Genomic DNA, 17008 nt, shown 5'->3' with positions numbered 1-17008 from the left:
CTAATCTTTAAAAAATCTTTGATATAATTGGTGAATTCATGTTTGACGATATTGTACTAATAATTGCGTCTATTGGGATATTGTTAGCATCATTTAGGCTCTGGGTTGAAAAAGACCGTGAAAAAATGGTTTATGCAAGGCTCCATATAACGGGGGTTATTGATATCGCATGTATCGTGATATTGCTTGTATTCAGACAGTATTTGCTTGCTTTAACATATCTCGTGTTAGTTCCATTCTCAGCACATGCAATAGCTAATGCAGACTACTTCGATGAATTAAAAAAGCAGTAAGGTGTGAAAATGAGTATTTATATTGATTTTTTGATAATGGCACTCGTTTTAATGTCATACATCGGTGCTTTGATTCAAAAAGACTTAATTAAGTGTGTTGTTTTAACAGGACTTGGCGGACTTGGACTTGCATTCCTTTTCAGCTCATTACTTGCACCAGATGTTGCATTAACAGAAGCAATTTTAGGTGGAGCGGTTTTACCTGCATTTTTCGCATTTACAGTTAGAAGAACACAAAGACTTGATGAATAATTTAAAAAATAATTAATCCTTTTAAAATTTTTTTAAAAAGTTTGAAAAAAAGAAACTTCCATTTTTATTATTTTTTGTGATATATTCCGTTGTAAGTTCCATTTCCATCTTTAACTTCGGAAAAAACAATCTGTGCAATTTTAGCGTATTTATACATCGTTACAGGATTCATTACATGCATTAAATAGCTTGCATAACCTTCGTATCCAGGATCGTGCACTGCAGTATAAAGCGTTACACCCATTCTAAGAAGCGTACTTCTAGGATATGCAAAACCGGCCATGTTTTCAGGAATATTCATTTTTTCTTTAATTTTTACAATATATATTCCGCATTCGAGGTCAATTTTTTCATCCTTTTCTGAATCAAAAATTAAAACATGTTCTGGAAGAACCCGTTTTTCATTTGAAAAATCAATCGCCCCTTTTCCTTCGATTTTATAAATTTTATCGAGTTTTAAATCAACCCCGCACTGCTGAAGCTGACCTTCTTTTAAATCAGATAAAAAATCTTTCGTGATATTCGGTCCAATTATCATGTTAATTCCTCTTTTTAGTAATTACAAGTTCGTCCTTTTTATAAACAAAACTATCCTGATCAATATCTCGATCAATTAGACAATTTGCGCCAATTAATGAGTTGCTGCCAATTTTAACACCAGGCATGAACGAAACCTGAATTCCGGTTTTTACGCAATCTCCAATTATTGCTCCAAGTTTTCTGACACTTTTTACGGGTTTTCCTTTGATATTTACAATTACGGGTTTATCGTCAAATCTCAAATTCGCGGTTATCGTGTTGCAGCCGAAATTACAGTTTGCACCAATTATACTGTCCCCAACGTAAGAAAGATGCGGGATTTTCGTGTTTTCAAATATAATGCTTCCCTTAATTTCAGAAGAATTTCCAACAAACGTATTATTCATCAAAACAGTATTTGGACGTATATATGCTAAAGGCCCAACAATTGAACCTGATTTTATAATTACAGGCCCTTCAATTACAGAATTTGATTTTATTACTGCCCCTTCTTCAATCATAACGTTTCCTGTAATCGATACATTATCTTCGATTTTTCCAGAAACTTTTGAGATTATTTTATTTAAAAAGTGATTGTTTGCACTTAAAACATCCCAGGGATGACCGATATCGTTCCAGTAACCTTTTAACTCAACACCGTGAAGTTTTCCGTTTTCAACCAACGTCTTCAAAGCGTCAGTCAGCTCGATTTCCCCACGTTCTGAGGGAACAAGATTTTCTAAAATTCCAAATACGCTATTTTGAAGTTTATAAATTCCTGCGTTAATGAGATTTGAAGTTATTTCTTCTTTTTTTGGTTTTTCGAGTAAATTTATTACTTTGTTATCATACCCAAGTTCGATTACACCAAAATTTTCAGGATTGTCTACTTTTGACAAGCTAACTGCATTTTCATAAGTTAAAATTTCATCGATTGAATCTTCGAAAATTACATCCCCATTTAAAACTAAAAAATCGTTTTTTATGAAATTTTTAGCAGTTAAAACCGCGTGCCCGGTTCCAAGCTGTTTTTCCTGTAAAATATATTCAATTTTTGGGTTATCTTTGAAATATTCAATAATTTTTTCTTTTTGATACCCTACAATCAGATATATTTTTTCAACGTGGTTTTCGATTTTTTCAATAATGTGTTCCAATATAGGCTTTCCAGCAATTGGAATCATTGGTTTTGGGCGTGATTCCGTTATTGGATGTAACCTAGTTCCTTTTCCAGCACATAATATTATTGCATCCATATTAACCCCCTAATTTCCAGAAATTCCTGTTTTTACCATTGAAATTCCTGTTTTCATTAATTTTTCTGCAAAATCTTTTTCTTTTGCTTCAACCCTAACTCTAACGTAGCTTTCAGTTCCTGAAGGTCGTATTAATATCCAGCCCTTTTCAAATGAAAATCTAACCCCATCAAGAGTTTCAGGTTTCGTTTCAAATATTTTTTCGCCTTCTTTTGAAATGTAATCCATTACTTCCTGTTTTAAATTATCTTGGCACGATATTTTTTCACGCATATTATAGTATGACGGAACTTCATCAATAATTTCATGCAATTTTTTGCCGTAAAATTCCATCATTTCTAAAACCCTAAGTCCCGAAAGAATTCCATCAGGCGTTAAATGAATATCGCGATGTATCCACGTTCCAGAAGGTTCCCCTCCAAAAATAGCACCTGTTTTTTCAAGTTCTTCAGCTACTGCAACATCTCCAATCTTTGTCCTTATTACTTTGGCCCCAAATTCGTTTAAATATTCCTCAATTGCCATTGAAGCATCAACAGTTGTCACAATTTTATCAGCACCTGTTTTTTGAACCAGATATTTACAAAATGCCGCTAAAAGTTTATCAAAATCGGTAACTCTTCCAAGTTCATCAATTGCAATCATCCTGTCAGCATCACCATCATGTGCAATCCCAATATAATTCCTACCGTTTGAATTTAAGCCTTTTATAATATCTACGGTTTCTTTCAAGTTTGTTTCATTTGGCTCAGGCATTCTTCCAACAAATCTTCCATCACAGTGCGAATTTACAGAAATTACTTTGCAACCTGCTTCAGTAAATATGGTTGGAGAAACCACACATCCTGCTGCGTTTGCACAATCAACTACAACATTAAAATTCGTATTTATATTCAAACTTTGTAAAATATACTCAGAATACTTTTTAACTGCGGTTTTGTCTTCCAATATACAGCCAATATTATCCCAGGTACCTTCATTAAAATCGTCATTGTTAATTATATCTTCAAGTTTTTTTTCCTGCATAAGATCAAATGCAGTTCCATTTTTATTAAACAACTTTATCCCGTTGTATTCAGGTGGATTGTGAGATGCAGTAATCATAATTCCCAAATCATAGTCTTTTGCAGAATAACCTAAAACTGGAGTTGGAACCATGCCAATCGTAGTTACGTCACAGCCCCCATTAAGAAGTCCTGCCGTGATCGCACTTTCAATTAAGTTTCCAGTAGTTCTAGTATCTCTTCCAATAACTGCCTTTTTAAAATTCTTTGAAATTGCAAAACCAACCTTGTATGCAATTAAAGGATCTAAATTTTTCATTCGAATCCCAGAAGTCCCAAAAAGTTTCAAGATTTCACCAAGCACAAATTAACGCCTAAACTAATACTTTATATCCTTTTAATTAATCATACATATAAAGGATTTGATTTGTACGGGGGTTTTTCATGTTATCTGATTTATTTCTGGAGATTAAAAAGGAAAATAATAACGAAGAAATTTCAGATTTTTTAAATATTTTGGACTGTATTTACAAAAATAATGAACCTGAAATTGATGAAAGTACTTTAAAAAAATTGGAAATTGAAAAAATTGGAAATGATTTAGCAATTTATGGCAAAAATTACCCATTATTTAAAATGCTTTACTATTTCAACGAAATTCCGCTTTTTAATTCTGAAAAAGAATCGATTATATTTTTAAAAAATAACAATTTAAACCCTTCAAAAACCTACTTTGAACTTGATAATTTTGAAAAAGAAAGATTAAAAGAATTAATTTTAAATTATGCTGAAAATAAAGTTCCAGATATTTATAAACCTTTTGTAAAAGACTTAATTTTTGGAAATACGTATTATTTTTCAAAATATAATATGGGATTAAAAGAATATGTTTCAAACCTAAATTCAGCATATAAATTAAAAGAATACGATATCGTTAAAACTTGCATTTTAAAAAAAGAACTACCTCCAAAAAATCTAATTTTAAAATATAAAACGGATCTTTCAAAATCGATTGATTTATTTAATAAAAAATTAAATAACACGAGAATTAGAGAATTTTCAATAGATTTCAATGAAAAAAGCTTTGATTGTCAGTATATTTATTTAAAACAGTCATTGTGGGATAAAATTAAAGGTTGGTTTTTTGGTGAGATTAATGGAATTTACTACCCTGCACTTGTAAATATTTCATATAATAATCCAAAAATTGATTATTTAAAACCGTTTTTCATTTTAAATGATAACGAATACGAAATAAATGTTGTTGCAAGAGTTCCAAAACTTTTATATTTAAAATATGGCCTAACATTAAACCATATTAAATTAAATGGAAAACATACGTACTTTGGAAAATGGAATAATTTAAAATTTTTAAACAGGGTGGATAATGAAAACATATTTTGAAGAAAGTTCAAAAGTAAAATTAGACTTTATATCAAAAAATGAACATAAATTAATTGATGCCATAAATATAATTGTAAATGCATTAAAAAATGGAAATAAAATATTAATTTGTGGCAATGGGGGAAGTGCTGCAGATTCACAACATTTTGCTGCCGAAATTGTTGGAAGATACAAATTAAAACGAAAAGGATATCCTGCAATTGCATTAAGTACTGATACTTCCATATTAACTGCCATTGGAAATGATTACGGATTTGAAAAAATATTTGAACGTCAGGTTGAAGCATTAGGCACTGTTGGCGATATATTAATTGGAATTTCGACCAGTGGAAATTCAGAAAATGTGATAAATGCAGTAAACCTTGCTAAAAATAAAGGATTATACACGATTGGACTTTTGGGAAAAGACGGCGGAAAACTAAATAATTTAGTTGATATACCATTAATAGTTCCTTCGAATAATACTCCAAGAGTTCAGGAGTGTCATTTAACTATTTATCATGTTATTTGCGAAGAAGTTGAAAAAAAATTGATGTGATAATAGTGATTATATCAAATAAAGATTTATTGCAGGATTTAATTAAAGATCTAAGAAAAAATAACTTAAAAATAGTATTTACCAATGGATGTTTTGACATACTCCATAAAGGCCACGTTAAATATCTTTCAGAAGCTAAAAAATTTGGAGACATTTTAATCGTTGGTATAAACTCAGATTTGTCGATTAAAAAAATAAAAGGATCATCAAGACCGGTTATCCCACTTGAATCCAGAATCGAAGTATTGAATTCAATTAAACCTGTTGATTTTGTAATTTCATTTGATGAAGAAACCCCGCTCAATCTTATATCACTAATTAAACCAGATGTTCATGTAAAGGGAGGGGACTATACGATAGAAAGTCTTCCTGAATCAAAAATAATTTTAGAATATGGTGGAAAAATAAAAATTATAAATTTAGTAGATGGTTTTTCCACCACAAATATTGTATCTTCCATTTTAAAAGGTGTTTAACATGATAACGGTGTTAGGAGACGTAATGCTTGATAAATATACTTATGGAAAAGTTGAAAGAATAAATCCTGAAGCTCCAGTTCCAATTTTAAATGTTTTGAACAAAAAATATGCCATTGGAGGCGCAGGAAACGTCGCAAACAACATTGCTTTTTTAAAACATCCTGTTCTTTTGATTAGTTCTGCTAATTTAAATGATGAATTTGGAAAAAAAATAGCAGAAATCTGTGATGAAAATTGTATAACTTATAAATTCGTATCAGATGGACGCCCAACCATTTTAAAACATCGATTTGTTGCAGTGGGTTACAATCAACAACTTTTAAGGGCAGATTATGAAGAAAAAAAAGCTTTTTCGAACAGTATTATCAATGAAATAATCTCCAATTTCAAAAATTTAAATGATTCATCAGTTTTAATAATTTCTGATTATAATAAAGGATTATTAACTCAAAATCTTATTTCAGAACTTAAACAGGAATTTAAAGGTAAAATACTCGTTGACCCAAAACCGGAAAACATCAATATGTATAATGATGTTTATTTGATAAAACCAAATCTTTTTGAAGCTTCAAAAATCCTTGGAAGGGAAATAATAAATAACGACGATTCCGTTGAGTCTGCAGGTTTAGAACTGGTTGAAAGATTTAACTCCAATTTCGTGATTACTAGAAGCGAAAAAGGAGTTAGTGTATTCACAAAAGATAGAAAAATCGAACATATCTGTGGAAAAGTAAGAGATGTTCACGATGTATCTGGTGCCGGAGACACATTTATCGCCACACTCGCTTACGCAATAGATAAAGGTTATGAATTAATAGATGCAGTAAAACTTGCAAATCGGGCAAGTTCAATAGTGGTTTCAAAATCAGGCACTGCCACGGTAACCTTAGAGGAACTTTTTGGAGATACCCATGAGTAAAACCGTTTTTTTAGACCGTGACGGAGTGATTAATAAAAAACTTGAAAATGATTATGTTAAATCAATTTCGGAGTTTGAAATACTCGAAGGAGTCAAAATCGCATTGCAAAAACTAAAAGAGTTAGGGTATTTACTGGTTGTTATCACAAACCAGCAGGGTATTGGAAAAGGTATAATGTCTGAAAAAGACCTCTTAAAAGTCCACGAACATATGTTAAAGGAACTTCCTGAAATCGACGATATATTTTACTGCCCTCACTTAAATGGAACCTGTAATTGTAGAAAACCTGAAAATAAAATGTTATATGATGCCAAAGAAAAATTGGACATCGATTTTAACAAAAGCTGGATGATTGGAGATAGTAAAAGTGATATTTTATGTGGAAAAAGCGTAGGCTGCAAAACTATAATGATTTGTGATAATTTAAAACAGCACTTTGGAGATTTTATGGGCAAAAATCTAGTTGAATGCGTTGAAATTATAGAAAAAAATAGGTAATCTTATGAATTTGATTCCATTCATGCGAAATATTGACAAATACTTTGGAAATGTTATTATTTATTCATTATGCCTGCTAAAATCAAAAAAACAGCCCCATATTTCCAAAAAACATAATATACTAATTATTAGGTTATGGACACTGGGTGAAAGTATTTTAACCCTACCATTGATTAATGCCGTTAAATATTCTAAAAATCCCTGTGAAAAAGAAATTACTAAAATAACAATCTTAACTACGAAAAGGAGTAAAAGCGTTTTTGAAAATGTTGATTTTATTGATGAAATTTTTGAATTGGAAAATTTTTGGGAAATTCTAAAAAAATTTAAAGAATACGATGTAGTTATAGATACAGAACCTTATTTTAACATATCTGCCATATTAGGGTGGTTTTTAGGCAAAAATACGATCGGATTTAAAGGACTTGGTAGAGATAAACTTTATGATTTTAAAATAAAATATGACGACAAAATTCATGCAGTTTATAATTTTTGTAATCTATCAGGGCCGTTTATTGACAGCGATTTGCCTAAAAAATTAATTCCTTTAAACTATACAATTCAAGACCAAAAAAAGGTTAATATATTATTAAAAGAGTATTCCTTACATGATAAACCATTAATTGGAATCCACTGCGGTACTGCGGAAACTGCACCCTGGAGAACGTGGAAAAAAGAAAATTTTGCCAAATTAATCGAAAATTTAATTGAAAAAGGATATTATGTTGTACTAACGGGTAGCGGTAGTGACAATATAATAAATAAAGAAGTTTTAAAACTAGTTAATAAAAAATTTAAAAATAAAATATATAATTTTGCTTCCAAAACAAATTTAAGAGAATTTTCTTACTTATTAACAAAATTTAACGTATTTATTTCAAATGATACAGGGCCAATGCACCTTGCTGCAGCAATGGGTACTAAAACAGTTGGATTATTCGGCCCCAACTTACCCGAACGGTTTGCCCCATTCGGTAAACAAAATATCGCATTATATAATGCAGAAAATCTAAAATGTTCCCCGTGTATAAATGTCCACGAAGGAAAATTTGAAAAATGCAAATTAGATGGAAAATGCATGGACCTAATCGAAGTAAACGATGTTCTTAATTCGGTAACTGGTGATTTTAACGATCCAAAATTACCCGAGTGTTAATCTTAGAAAAACCTAAACTTTACTTTAAAATAGAAGTAATACACTATAAGACGTGAAACTGTGAAAATATTATTATTCAAAATTGGGGCAATAGGCGACACATTAATGACTACCCCATTGATTAAGAATTTAAAAGATAATTTTCCTGATGCAAAACTTCACTATTTAATTGGAAATTATTCCCATGAAGTTTTGAAAGGAAATTGTTATTTGGATAACACAATCACATTTGATGAAGATATATTTTTCAAAAAACGTTTTTTTGACTGGATAAATCTAATTTTTAAAATTAGAAAAGAAAATTACGACGTTGTTTTTGTTTTGGATAAACACTTGATTTTTAATTTCACCTCATTGCTGTTTGGAATTAAAAAAAGGATAGGTTTTGATAGATTTAATGAAGGAAAATTTTTGACATATCAAGTTCCGTACTTTGGAAGAAAACACGAAATTTTTTATTATTTAGATCTAATAAAAGGATTAGGAATCAATTCAGAACATAAAAATTGTAATATGGATTTATTTCTGGATAAAAATGATATGGACTTTGCAGATAATTTTTGGAATGAGAATTCACTAAATAGTAAATTAGTTGTGGGTATCTGCCCAGGAGGCGCTAAAAACATTGGCGTTGGTGATGACGATTTAAGGCGGTGGAGTAACGAAAATTATATTGAATTAATAAGTAATCTAAACGAAAAAGGATTTGAAGTATTATTAATTGGTGGAAATACAGATAAAGAACTAGAAAAACAGATTTTTAAAAAAAATACCTGTGTTTCTGCAATCGGAAAAACTACATTGAAACAGAGTGCAGCTTTGTTAAAAAAATGTAATATTGTTGTATGTAACGACAGCGGCCCCATGCATTTGGCGGCATCAGTTAATAAAAAAGTTTTAAGCATTTTCGGCCCCACACACCCTTGTGAAAAAGCCCCATTACATAAAAAAAGTACATTCCTCTGGAAACAGGTTGGATGCAGTCCTTGTTATGATCTATGGGGAAAATTTCCAAAACCATGCCCCTATGGAAAAAAATGCATGGAAAACATAACTGTCGAAGATGTTTTTGATACAATACAAAAATCAGTTGATGAATCAAAACTATAAATTTGGTGATAAAATGAAAGCTCTGGTAACTGGCGGTGCAGGATTTATAGGTTCCAATCTAGCATTAGAATTACAAAACAAAAACTATGAAGTGTTAGTTTTAGATGATTTTTCATCAGGGCACTTTAAAAATCTTATCGGGTTTGAAGGGGAAGTTATCTCTGGAAATATACTTGATGTTACTGAAGATATTGTTAAAGATGTGGATATAATATTTCACCAAGCTGCGATAACTGATACCACAGTACATGATCAAGAATTAATGATGCGAATAAATACAGATGGATTTAAGAAACTTCTAAACTTTGCTGTAACCAATAACGTGAAGTTTGTTTACGCATCTTCTGCAGCCACATATGGGGATGCAGTATCTCCTCAAAAAGAAGAATATGCTGGAAAACCAAACAATGTATACGGTTTTTCAAAATGGGCTTGTGACTGCATTGCTAAAAAATATATGGAAAAATATCCTGAAAACCATATTGTTGGATTAAGGTATTTTAATGTTTTTGGACCTCGAGAACAGTACAAGGGCAAAATGGCTTCAATGATTTGGCAAATAACAAAACAGATGATTGAAGGAAAAAATCCAAAAATATTCAAATGGGGAGAACAGCAAAGAGACCAAGTTTATGTTAAAAACATTGTTCGGGCAAATTTATTAGCACAACATGCGAAAGAAAGTTGTATTGTGAATGCAGGGAATGGCACTGCAGTTTCATTTAATCATATTGTTAATACTTTAAATGAAATTTTAGGGTTTAATTACGAACCCGAATATATAGAAAACACCTATGCAGAGTTTTACCAAGATTTTACTCAGGCAGATCTAACCCGTACGGAAAATTATTTAGGATACACACCCAGATGGAATTTTGAAGATGCAGTTCGAGATTATACTACATGGTTAAAAGAAAACAAATATATACATTAAGTGATTTTATGAAATTCCTGTTTGTTGCAGAATATTTTCCGCCATATGTCATGGGTGGAGCAGAGATAAGTCTAAAAATATTAGTTGATAATCTCGTAAAAAAAGGCCATGAAGTTGTAGTGTTAACCCCAAATTATAGTTCGCCCAAAACAAAAATTGACAAAAAAAATAACCTAAAAATCATAAGATTTGGGTCGTTTAGACATTTTTTATTCAAAAAAAGAGAAAAAACTTCCCATGAAGTCTACAAAAAAACAAAACCCATATTTTACACATTTTTAAATCATTACGTTAGATATTCAACATATGAACTAAGAAAATGGGTAAAAAAAATTTTAAAAAATGAGAAATTTGACGTGATTCATGCCAATAATTTAGAATCCATTTTGGCAGTTGGTCCAATAAATACATCTGCCAAAAAAATTGCTCATTTGAGAGATTTTGGCCTATTTTGTTATAATAGGGGCTTAAATAAATCAGGGGGCCTCTGTGAGGGGTGCTCACTAAATAATTTAAATGCATGTATGGGTACTGAAGGTACAGTAAACAAAATTCTAGAGCATGAAATGAAAAAAAGAATTAATAAAACATCCGTTCTGTCTTCTTTCGATTTTTTGATCGCGATAAGTAACTTTGTTAAAGAAAAATATATTGATGTGCTAAATGTCGATAAAAATAAAATAAAAGTTATATATAACCCAATATCTGACGACATTGTATCCAAATTGTCCAAAAAAGAAGCAAGATCGTTATTAAATTTACCTGAAAATAAAAAAATTGTTTTATATGCAGGTAGTCTTACAGAAGAAAAAGGAGCCCATATGTTAAGTGATCTTTCTGAGAAATTAAAAGAGCATTTGTTTATTGTTATTGGAAACGGGGTTTTAAAAGAGCTATTTTTGAAAAAAAAACAGGACAATTTAATATATCTTGGATATTTATCAATTTCAGAACTTAAAGATTATTACCGAGCAGCCGATATTTTGTTGGTTCCATCCCTTTGGCATGAACCTTTTGGTAGGGTTGTTTTAGAAGGGGCGTATAATGGATGCCACGTCATCGGAAGCGATAGGGGAGGAATCCCTGAAGTCATAGATTGGTTAAAATGTGGCATATATACCAAACCGACAGTTGAAAACTTTGTAAAAGAAATAACTGGATATAGGGAAGATGTTTTAACAGAACAGAAATTAGAAGATTATGACTATTATGAAAAATTTATGGAATTATTTGAGTAAATTTAAAGAATTCATGTGGGAGCATACCGATTTAAATACGGTTTCAGCCTTTAAATTTACCAGCAAATTCACTGGCTTTTTTATAAATCCATAATAAGGAATATAAAATACATCATAATTTTTTGGAAGTATTAAATTGACTTTATCTGAAAAGGGGGCGGTGTGTACGTAACTTGTTCCTCCAAAAATTACGCTTTGTGGAATTTTAAATAACGATGCACAATGAGACAAACCGCTGTCGTTACCAATAAAATAACCACACTTGCTTATTAATGAGATTGTATTTTGTAAAGAAACGTCTTTTACGATTACTGCACTCTTAAAATCTTTAAAATAAATTTCATATTCTTTTTCATCAGGTCCTAGAAATATTAAGAATTTAATTTTATTCGAATAATTTTTTTCGAATAATTCAATCTGATTTTGCCAGTTTTTGATGTCCCACCTCTTCCAAATCAGGTCATTTTTTCCACCAGGATGGATACCGATAACAAATTTATCTTTTAATTCGTTTTCTACAAAAAATTCATTGGCGAATTTAACACTTTCATTTTTTAAATTATAATTATAGGTTAAATCTTCAGCATTGCAGGTTAAACTTAAATCGTCCAGTAAATCCAAATTTACAAATACGCTGTGATTATCTTTTATTTTTGGAGAATATGTCAAAAACTATCCTATGTCTTTAAAAACTTTAAAATTATATTTGTGCTGGATTCTATTTTTGGAATTAATTAATTTCATTAAAATGGCGGAAAATATCCCCTGTGAGGGGTATATTGTGATTGTATGATCGTAATTATCCCCGTTTAATTGAGAGATTAACTTTTTGGATTTATTCTTTAAGAATAGATCTAATATTAATTCTGAATCAAGCGTGAAGATATTATTTACAAAATCTTGACCATCCAGAAGTTCTTTTGTTCCGCGAGGAGATACTAAAAAATTTACTTCTGAATCAGGGTACTTTTTTTTAAATTCGTTTATCATTGGAAATGCCATTATTAAATTTCCAATTCCCGAAAGAGCGATTATTAATACTTTCATAATATTCCCAAAATTTTTTATTTAATGTTTTTTACCTTTTTTCCCAACCCACCTATTGCACAACCATATAAATTTGCAAAAAATGTCGATAGGGCATCCATATCATTGAATAATATCCTTTTTAGTATTAAATAAGGGCCTAAAAAAATAGGGATCCAGTCCCTCCAAAGTTTTATTTTTAAAGTTTCAAAACCATTTTCGATTAAAAGCTTATCCACGGAATTATGATTGTATGGTCGTATGTGTGTAGGATCACTCCAAAAATTCATATTTCCATCTGGAATATATGCTCTTTTATAATATGGCATTTCGATATAAGTAAAACCATCTTTTTTTAAAACCCGATTAAATTCAATCATAAACTCATGGGGGTTCTGAACATGCTCTAACACATGTAAACAAAACACAAAATCAAACATTTCATCGCTAAATGGTAGATTATCTCCACAGGATTTTTTAAATAAGATATAATCTGCCAAATATTCTTGAACATCCCCAATATCAACAGCATGCAATAGTAAATCAGGCCGGATTTTATGAATTTCTTTGAGATATGTACCTTTTCCACAGCCCACATCTAAAACTTTCGCATTTTTAGGTAGTTTGCTTAGAATATCAATTAGATATTTTTTTGAAGGTAGATGCCCACCACCATATTTTTCAAAATATTGTATTTTAAAGTTTTTTTCCATTTAAACCACGTAAAATCAGTTTTATTTAACATATTCAAAAATAAGCATCATAGTAATTTAATAATCCTATCCATAATCTCATTTATAACTTCCCCTTTATTTCCCGATTTAATTTTTAAATCAAAAATATTTTCTATTTCATTAAAGCTAGCTAATTGTCTTTCTAAATCACTTTTTGGATGATCGGGTTTTCTAGTTATTAAAACATCTATATCATTATACAAATAAACTACCAAAGAGGGTTTTGGAAGCAGTTTATTTAAAAATTTCACAATGTTATTTGATGCGTTCGGAGAAGTATTTAAATCATAAAACCATCTGTCGGTTAAAACAGCCGAATATTTTATTCGTTCAGGATACAAAAATAAAGTTCGTAGCAAATACTCCAAATAATATACAAATGGAGATATTATTTCAATTAAGCAAGGTTGTCCAATACTGATTCGGTATATATAATAAAAAAGTTGTTTGTTTTCGTCCAAAAAGTAATTTGATGAATTTGGAAACAAAATATCCTTAGAAACTCCTTCGTATGCATCCAAATGGGTGTCAAAGAAAATTATGTCTCCGTTTTGATATTTCACATAAAATAACTTCCAAGGAGGAAATTTTGAAAGTAGTTTAAATTCATTTTTAGTCATTATTTTGTGAAAATTAGTTATATCATCGCTATTTAATGAAATATCGATATCAGTACTCGTCATCCATCGATCGTAATCATGAAAGAAAAACCTTATATTATTTGACCGAAGTTCTTGTGCCAAATCCAATACGTTTTTTATACTTTTTTCATTCATTTTGGTCCCTTTTAATCACAGTATCATAAATTTTCATATATTTCATTAATGTTTCTTTTTCGTCATAATATTCTAAAACAATATTTCTAGATTTTTTTCCCATTTCCAATCTTTTTTCAGGATTATTTGCAAGATCACTGACTTTTTTAACAAAATCCGAAATATCAAATGGTTTAACATATTGTAATATCTCCCCCCCTATTTCCTTAACGTGGGGTAAATCACTAGTTATTACCGGAACCTCACATGCCATAGCCTCAATTAAAACTAGCGGGCTAGCAATGCTGCTGATTTCATGCCTATAGGGTAAAATCAAAATATCTATCGAATTATATGTATCTACAATATCTTTTTGGGGCCCAAATATTTCAACACTCGGATCTATTTTTTTCAAGTAGTCTAAATTTATATTCAAATTTGTTAAAAACAGGACTTTTCTAAACTTTGTACTATCCAACCGACTAAATATTTTTAAAACCTCGATAATACCCTTGTCGACTGCGGGATGGCCCGCATAAGCTACAGTGATTTTTGAATTTTTTTCAATATTTTTTTTATGAAATTTAACAGCATCTATTCCAATGGGGATGATTTTAGCGGTTTTTATATTTAAATTCTTGTAAAGATATTTGTTTGGCAAAATTAAAACTTCATTTTGTCCCAATATTTTTTTAATTAGAAACCAAGGGATTAAACTCAAAAAAATTGGAAATGAACGTCTTTTAAATAAATAAAATAATGAAATTTTTAAATTTTTATCTTTTAGTTTAAAAAAATCAATAGAGTCTCGTAAGAGCGTTATAGGATTTGCTTTCAGATTAGAATAAAGAGAGTATATCTTTAAATTCTTATTCATTTTACCATATTTAATAGAATCTAAAATTCCTGAAGAATTTATATGAATTATATCATCATCCCCATAGGATATAGAAAACTCATCAAAAATTTCTAAATTAGAATAATATTTTTTCAGATAATTGTATACTTCACCACTAATTTTATCCTTACCTTCAAAAGTATTCAAATCTTTTTTTAAATAATAATATATTTTTCCCATATTTTCCACTAAATAAAACTATAATTCAATATTTTTTATCAATATACGCCATTAATTAAAATTTGTAAACCTGACACATTACTGCCAAAATAGATGAACATTTCCATTATTATTCTGAAAATTAACAATTATAATTATATCTTTAAATACCTATTCTAAACATTTCTTTTAACTTCTCGATTTCTATAATTTTGAATAATATAATGCCCAGTGCATATACGCCCAAATAGACGGCCATACCAACAGATAATTGTAAAATAATATTATTTATAATTTTTGTTACGAATATCAAGGGAATTAAGCTAAAAACTCCTAAAAGAGTTGTTATTAACCACTTCTTGAGCATGTTTGAGTAATTTATAAAGTCACCCAAATACCGTGCTTGCAAAATCCACATTAAAAGATACCCCAAAACAGTTGTTGCAGATGCCCCGACGATCCCAAATTTTGGTATTAACAATATGTTAAATATTAAATTAAAAATTGCTCCAAAATATATTATTTTTGTAGATAATAGTGACTTTCCGATCCCATTTAAAACATTAAATCCTATACTATTTAATGTAAAAAATATAGTTCCCAAACTTAATATTCTTATAGCATCTGCTGCAGGTAAATACTGAGTGTTAAAAAATAAATTTACGATAACTTCTGGAAAATATGCTGTTAAAACAGTAATCGGAAAAACTGCCACAAAAGAATATAAACATATCTTTTCGACACTTTTTCCCAATATGCCTCCATGCCCCATTTCCCATAATTCTGAACTCATTGGAAATAAAACTGCACCAACAGCTGTTGCAAAATATCGTAAAATACTGACTGTTGGCATTGCAACATTCCTATAATCTGCAACTGCATTTAACCCTGCAAAATAAGTTAAACATATCCCGTCGATATAATTTAAAACTAAAGCTCCAGCACTGCCCATCATAAGTGGTAAACCATAACTAAATAAGTCCTTTGTGAGTTTTTTTGAAAATGAAAATTTTTCAATAAAAAATTCAGGAAATATCTTTTTAATAAAAATATATGTATATATAAAAATCATTAAAATCGGTGCTAAAGTGTAAGCGCATATTGGGGTAAAAACAGTACGCACATCAAAAACATGTATTAAAATAAATGATATAATTAAAACCATAAATATTTTAACAAAATTTATAGTTCCATAATATTTTTGATTTTGAAAACCCCATATACTATTGGCAACAACGTCCATAATACTTTGAAACCAATAACCAATACTCAAAATAATTAAAACACAGATAACCAAATCCAACTGACCCGTAAATTGACCTTGGTTGTTTATGTAATATGTTGCGATAAATGAAGATAACAAAATTATTAATAAGGTCATAATTAAGGATACAGTAGTCTGCAATACCCCTGCACATATTATCGAAGATTTAACTAAATCTAGTCTTTTTTCATGTAAATACTTTGGAATAAACCTAACCAGTGCAGCATTTAGTCCCAAATTCTTGAAAATAGCGATCATGCAACAAAAATCGAAAACTGCATAAAATAAACCCACATCTAATTTAGGGATTTCATTTGAATATAAAATCCTAACAAAATAACCAATTGGTGCAGCTGCCAATAGAAGCAGAAAATTCCAACTTACTCCTTTTAAAACCCGTTCTTTATAAGACATTGTAGCACCAATTGTTATTGTTTTTAGTCAGACACAACCCTGAAATTTGAGCATATCCTAAAACTTTCCATTAACCACTATTGAAAAGGTATCAGTTAATGATTTAAAATTTTAAATTATTTTTTGGATATTCTTCTTTCAAATAGGCTAAAGTATA

General features: G+C 30.0%; 20 protein-coding genes. 11 read left to right on the top strand and 9 right to left on the bottom strand.

Going from position 1 to position 17008, the window contains the following annotated elements; all coding sequences use genetic code 11:
* The first annotated feature begins 38 nt into the window (after positions 1 to 38).
* Positions 39 to 293, top strand: coding sequence for a cation:proton antiporter (locus tag MMJJ_RS08815; RefSeq protein WP_011868285.1), 255 nt, complete (start codon positions 39 to 41; stop codon positions 291 to 293).
* Between the two features lie 9 nt (positions 294 to 302).
* Positions 303 to 545: a DUF4040 domain-containing protein gene (locus MMJJ_RS08810; protein ID WP_104838499.1), complete on the top strand. Its 243-nt coding sequence runs from the start codon at positions 303 to 305 to the stop codon at positions 543 to 545.
* Between the two features lie 67 nt (positions 546 to 612).
* Here MMJJ_RS08810 and MMJJ_RS08805 read toward each other — a convergent pair whose 3' ends face one another.
* Genes MMJJ_RS08805 through glmM form a run of 3 tightly spaced genes read right to left on the bottom strand, consistent with a single transcriptional unit; the run spans position 613 to position 3673 of the window.
* Complete coding sequence (locus MMJJ_RS08805; RefSeq protein ID WP_104838498.1) at positions 613 to 1083, bottom strand: deoxyuridine 5'-triphosphate nucleotidohydrolase; 471 nt, start codon at positions 1081 to 1083, stop codon at positions 613 to 615.
* 1 nt (position 1084) lies between these two features.
* Positions 1085 to 2320 carry a bifunctional sugar-1-phosphate nucleotidylyltransferase/acetyltransferase gene (gene glmU, locus MMJJ_RS08800; protein ID WP_104838497.1) on the bottom strand — a complete coding sequence of 412 codons (1236 nt, stop codon included), beginning with the start codon at positions 2318 to 2320 and terminating at the stop codon, positions 1085 to 1087.
* 9 nt (positions 2321 to 2329) lie between these two features.
* Entirely contained in the window at positions 2330 to 3673 is a 1344-nt protein-coding gene (gene glmM / locus MMJJ_RS08795; RefSeq protein ID WP_104838496.1) for a phosphoglucosamine mutase, read from the bottom strand.
* A 95-nt stretch (positions 3674 to 3768) separates the two neighbouring features.
* Between glmM and MMJJ_RS08790 the strand changes: the two genes are divergently transcribed.
* Genes MMJJ_RS08790 through MMJJ_RS08750 form a run of 9 tightly spaced genes read left to right on the top strand, consistent with a single transcriptional unit; the run spans position 3769 to position 11601 of the window.
* Complete coding sequence (locus tag MMJJ_RS08790; protein ID WP_104838495.1) at positions 3769 to 4728, top strand: hypothetical protein; 960 nt, start codon at positions 3769 to 3771, stop codon at positions 4726 to 4728.
* The gene (gmhA, locus tag MMJJ_RS08785; RefSeq protein WP_104838494.1) at positions 4712 to 5266 is read left to right on the top strand and encodes a D-sedoheptulose 7-phosphate isomerase; all 555 of its coding nucleotides are present in this window, start codon (positions 4712 to 4714) and stop codon (positions 5264 to 5266) included. Before MMJJ_RS08790 ends, gmhA begins: the two co-directional genes overlap by 17 nt.
* A gap of 5 nt (positions 5267 to 5271) precedes the next feature.
* Positions 5272 to 5742 carry a D-glycero-beta-D-manno-heptose 1-phosphate adenylyltransferase gene (gene rfaE2, locus MMJJ_RS08780; RefSeq protein ID WP_104838493.1) on the top strand — a complete coding sequence of 157 codons (471 nt, stop codon included), beginning with the start codon at positions 5272 to 5274 and terminating at the stop codon, positions 5740 to 5742.
* A 1-nt stretch (position 5743) separates the two neighbouring features.
* On the top strand, positions 5744 to 6664 hold the full coding sequence (locus MMJJ_RS08775) for a bifunctional heptose 7-phosphate kinase/heptose 1-phosphate adenyltransferase (RefSeq protein ID WP_104838492.1): 921 nt from the start codon (positions 5744 to 5746) through the stop codon (positions 6662 to 6664).
* Positions 6657 to 7163 (top strand): D-glycero-alpha-D-manno-heptose-1,7-bisphosphate 7-phosphatase, encoded by a 507-nt coding sequence (locus MMJJ_RS08770; protein ID WP_104838491.1) that lies wholly within the window; start codon positions 6657 to 6659, stop codon positions 7161 to 7163. The genes MMJJ_RS08775 and MMJJ_RS08770 overlap by 8 nt, the downstream gene beginning before the upstream one ends.
* A 4-nt stretch (positions 7164 to 7167) precedes the next feature.
* On the top strand, positions 7168 to 8319 hold the full coding sequence (locus tag MMJJ_RS08765; protein ID WP_104838490.1) for a glycosyltransferase family 9 protein: 1152 nt from the start codon (positions 7168 to 7170) through the stop codon (positions 8317 to 8319).
* Between the two features lie 60 nt (positions 8320 to 8379).
* Entirely contained in the window at positions 8380 to 9429 is a 1050-nt protein-coding gene (locus tag MMJJ_RS08760) for a glycosyltransferase family 9 protein (protein WP_104838489.1), read from the top strand.
* Positions 9430 to 9442: 13 nt separating this feature from the next.
* Complete coding sequence (gene rfaD / locus MMJJ_RS08755) at positions 9443 to 10363, top strand: ADP-glyceromanno-heptose 6-epimerase (RefSeq protein ID WP_104838488.1); 921 nt, start codon at positions 9443 to 9445, stop codon at positions 10361 to 10363.
* An 8-nt stretch (positions 10364 to 10371) separates the two neighbouring features.
* The gene (locus tag MMJJ_RS08750) at positions 10372 to 11601 is read left to right on the top strand and encodes a glycosyltransferase (RefSeq protein WP_104838597.1); all 1230 of its coding nucleotides are present in this window, start codon (positions 10372 to 10374) and stop codon (positions 11599 to 11601) included.
* On the opposite strand, the gene MMJJ_RS09475 is transcribed toward MMJJ_RS08750, so the two are convergent.
* The 6 genes from MMJJ_RS09475 to MMJJ_RS08725 form a co-directional block, all read right to left on the bottom strand.
* Positions 11590 to 12270 (bottom strand): glycosyltransferase family 9 protein, encoded by a 681-nt coding sequence (locus MMJJ_RS09475; protein WP_244901531.1) that lies wholly within the window; start codon positions 12268 to 12270, stop codon positions 11590 to 11592. The two genes, MMJJ_RS08750 and MMJJ_RS09475, sit on opposite strands and share 12 nt — an antisense overlap.
* A gap of 3 nt (positions 12271 to 12273) precedes the next feature.
* The gene (locus MMJJ_RS09470) at positions 12274 to 12648 is read right to left on the bottom strand and encodes a glycosyltransferase family 9 protein (protein WP_244901530.1); all 375 of its coding nucleotides are present in this window, start codon (positions 12646 to 12648) and stop codon (positions 12274 to 12276) included.
* A gap of 17 nt (positions 12649 to 12665) precedes the next feature.
* Complete coding sequence (locus MMJJ_RS08740) at positions 12666 to 13340, bottom strand: class I SAM-dependent methyltransferase (protein ID WP_104838487.1); 675 nt, start codon at positions 13338 to 13340, stop codon at positions 12666 to 12668.
* A gap of 47 nt (positions 13341 to 13387) precedes the next feature.
* Complete coding sequence (locus MMJJ_RS08735; RefSeq protein WP_104838486.1) at positions 13388 to 14137, bottom strand: hypothetical protein; 750 nt, start codon at positions 14135 to 14137, stop codon at positions 13388 to 13390.
* A complete protein-coding gene (locus MMJJ_RS08730; RefSeq protein WP_104838485.1) occupies positions 14130 to 15194 on the bottom strand; it encodes a glycosyltransferase family 4 protein in 1065 nt (354 codons plus the stop codon). The genes MMJJ_RS08735 and MMJJ_RS08730 overlap by 8 nt, the downstream gene beginning before the upstream one ends.
* Positions 15195 to 15336: 142 nt before the next feature.
* On the bottom strand, positions 15337 to 16851 hold the full coding sequence (locus tag MMJJ_RS08725) for a flippase (protein ID WP_104838484.1): 1515 nt from the start codon (positions 16849 to 16851) through the stop codon (positions 15337 to 15339).
* Between the last annotated feature and the right edge of the window lie 157 nt (positions 16852 to 17008).

Origin of the sequence: Methanococcus maripaludis (genome assembly GCF_002945325.1) — an archaeon.
GTDB classification, from domain to species: Archaea; AGJL01; Methanococci; order Methanococcales; family Methanococcaceae; genus Methanococcus; species Methanococcus maripaludis.
Note: the sequence above shows the minus strand (reverse complement) of the source record. Positions and strands in the feature narration are given on the sequence as shown.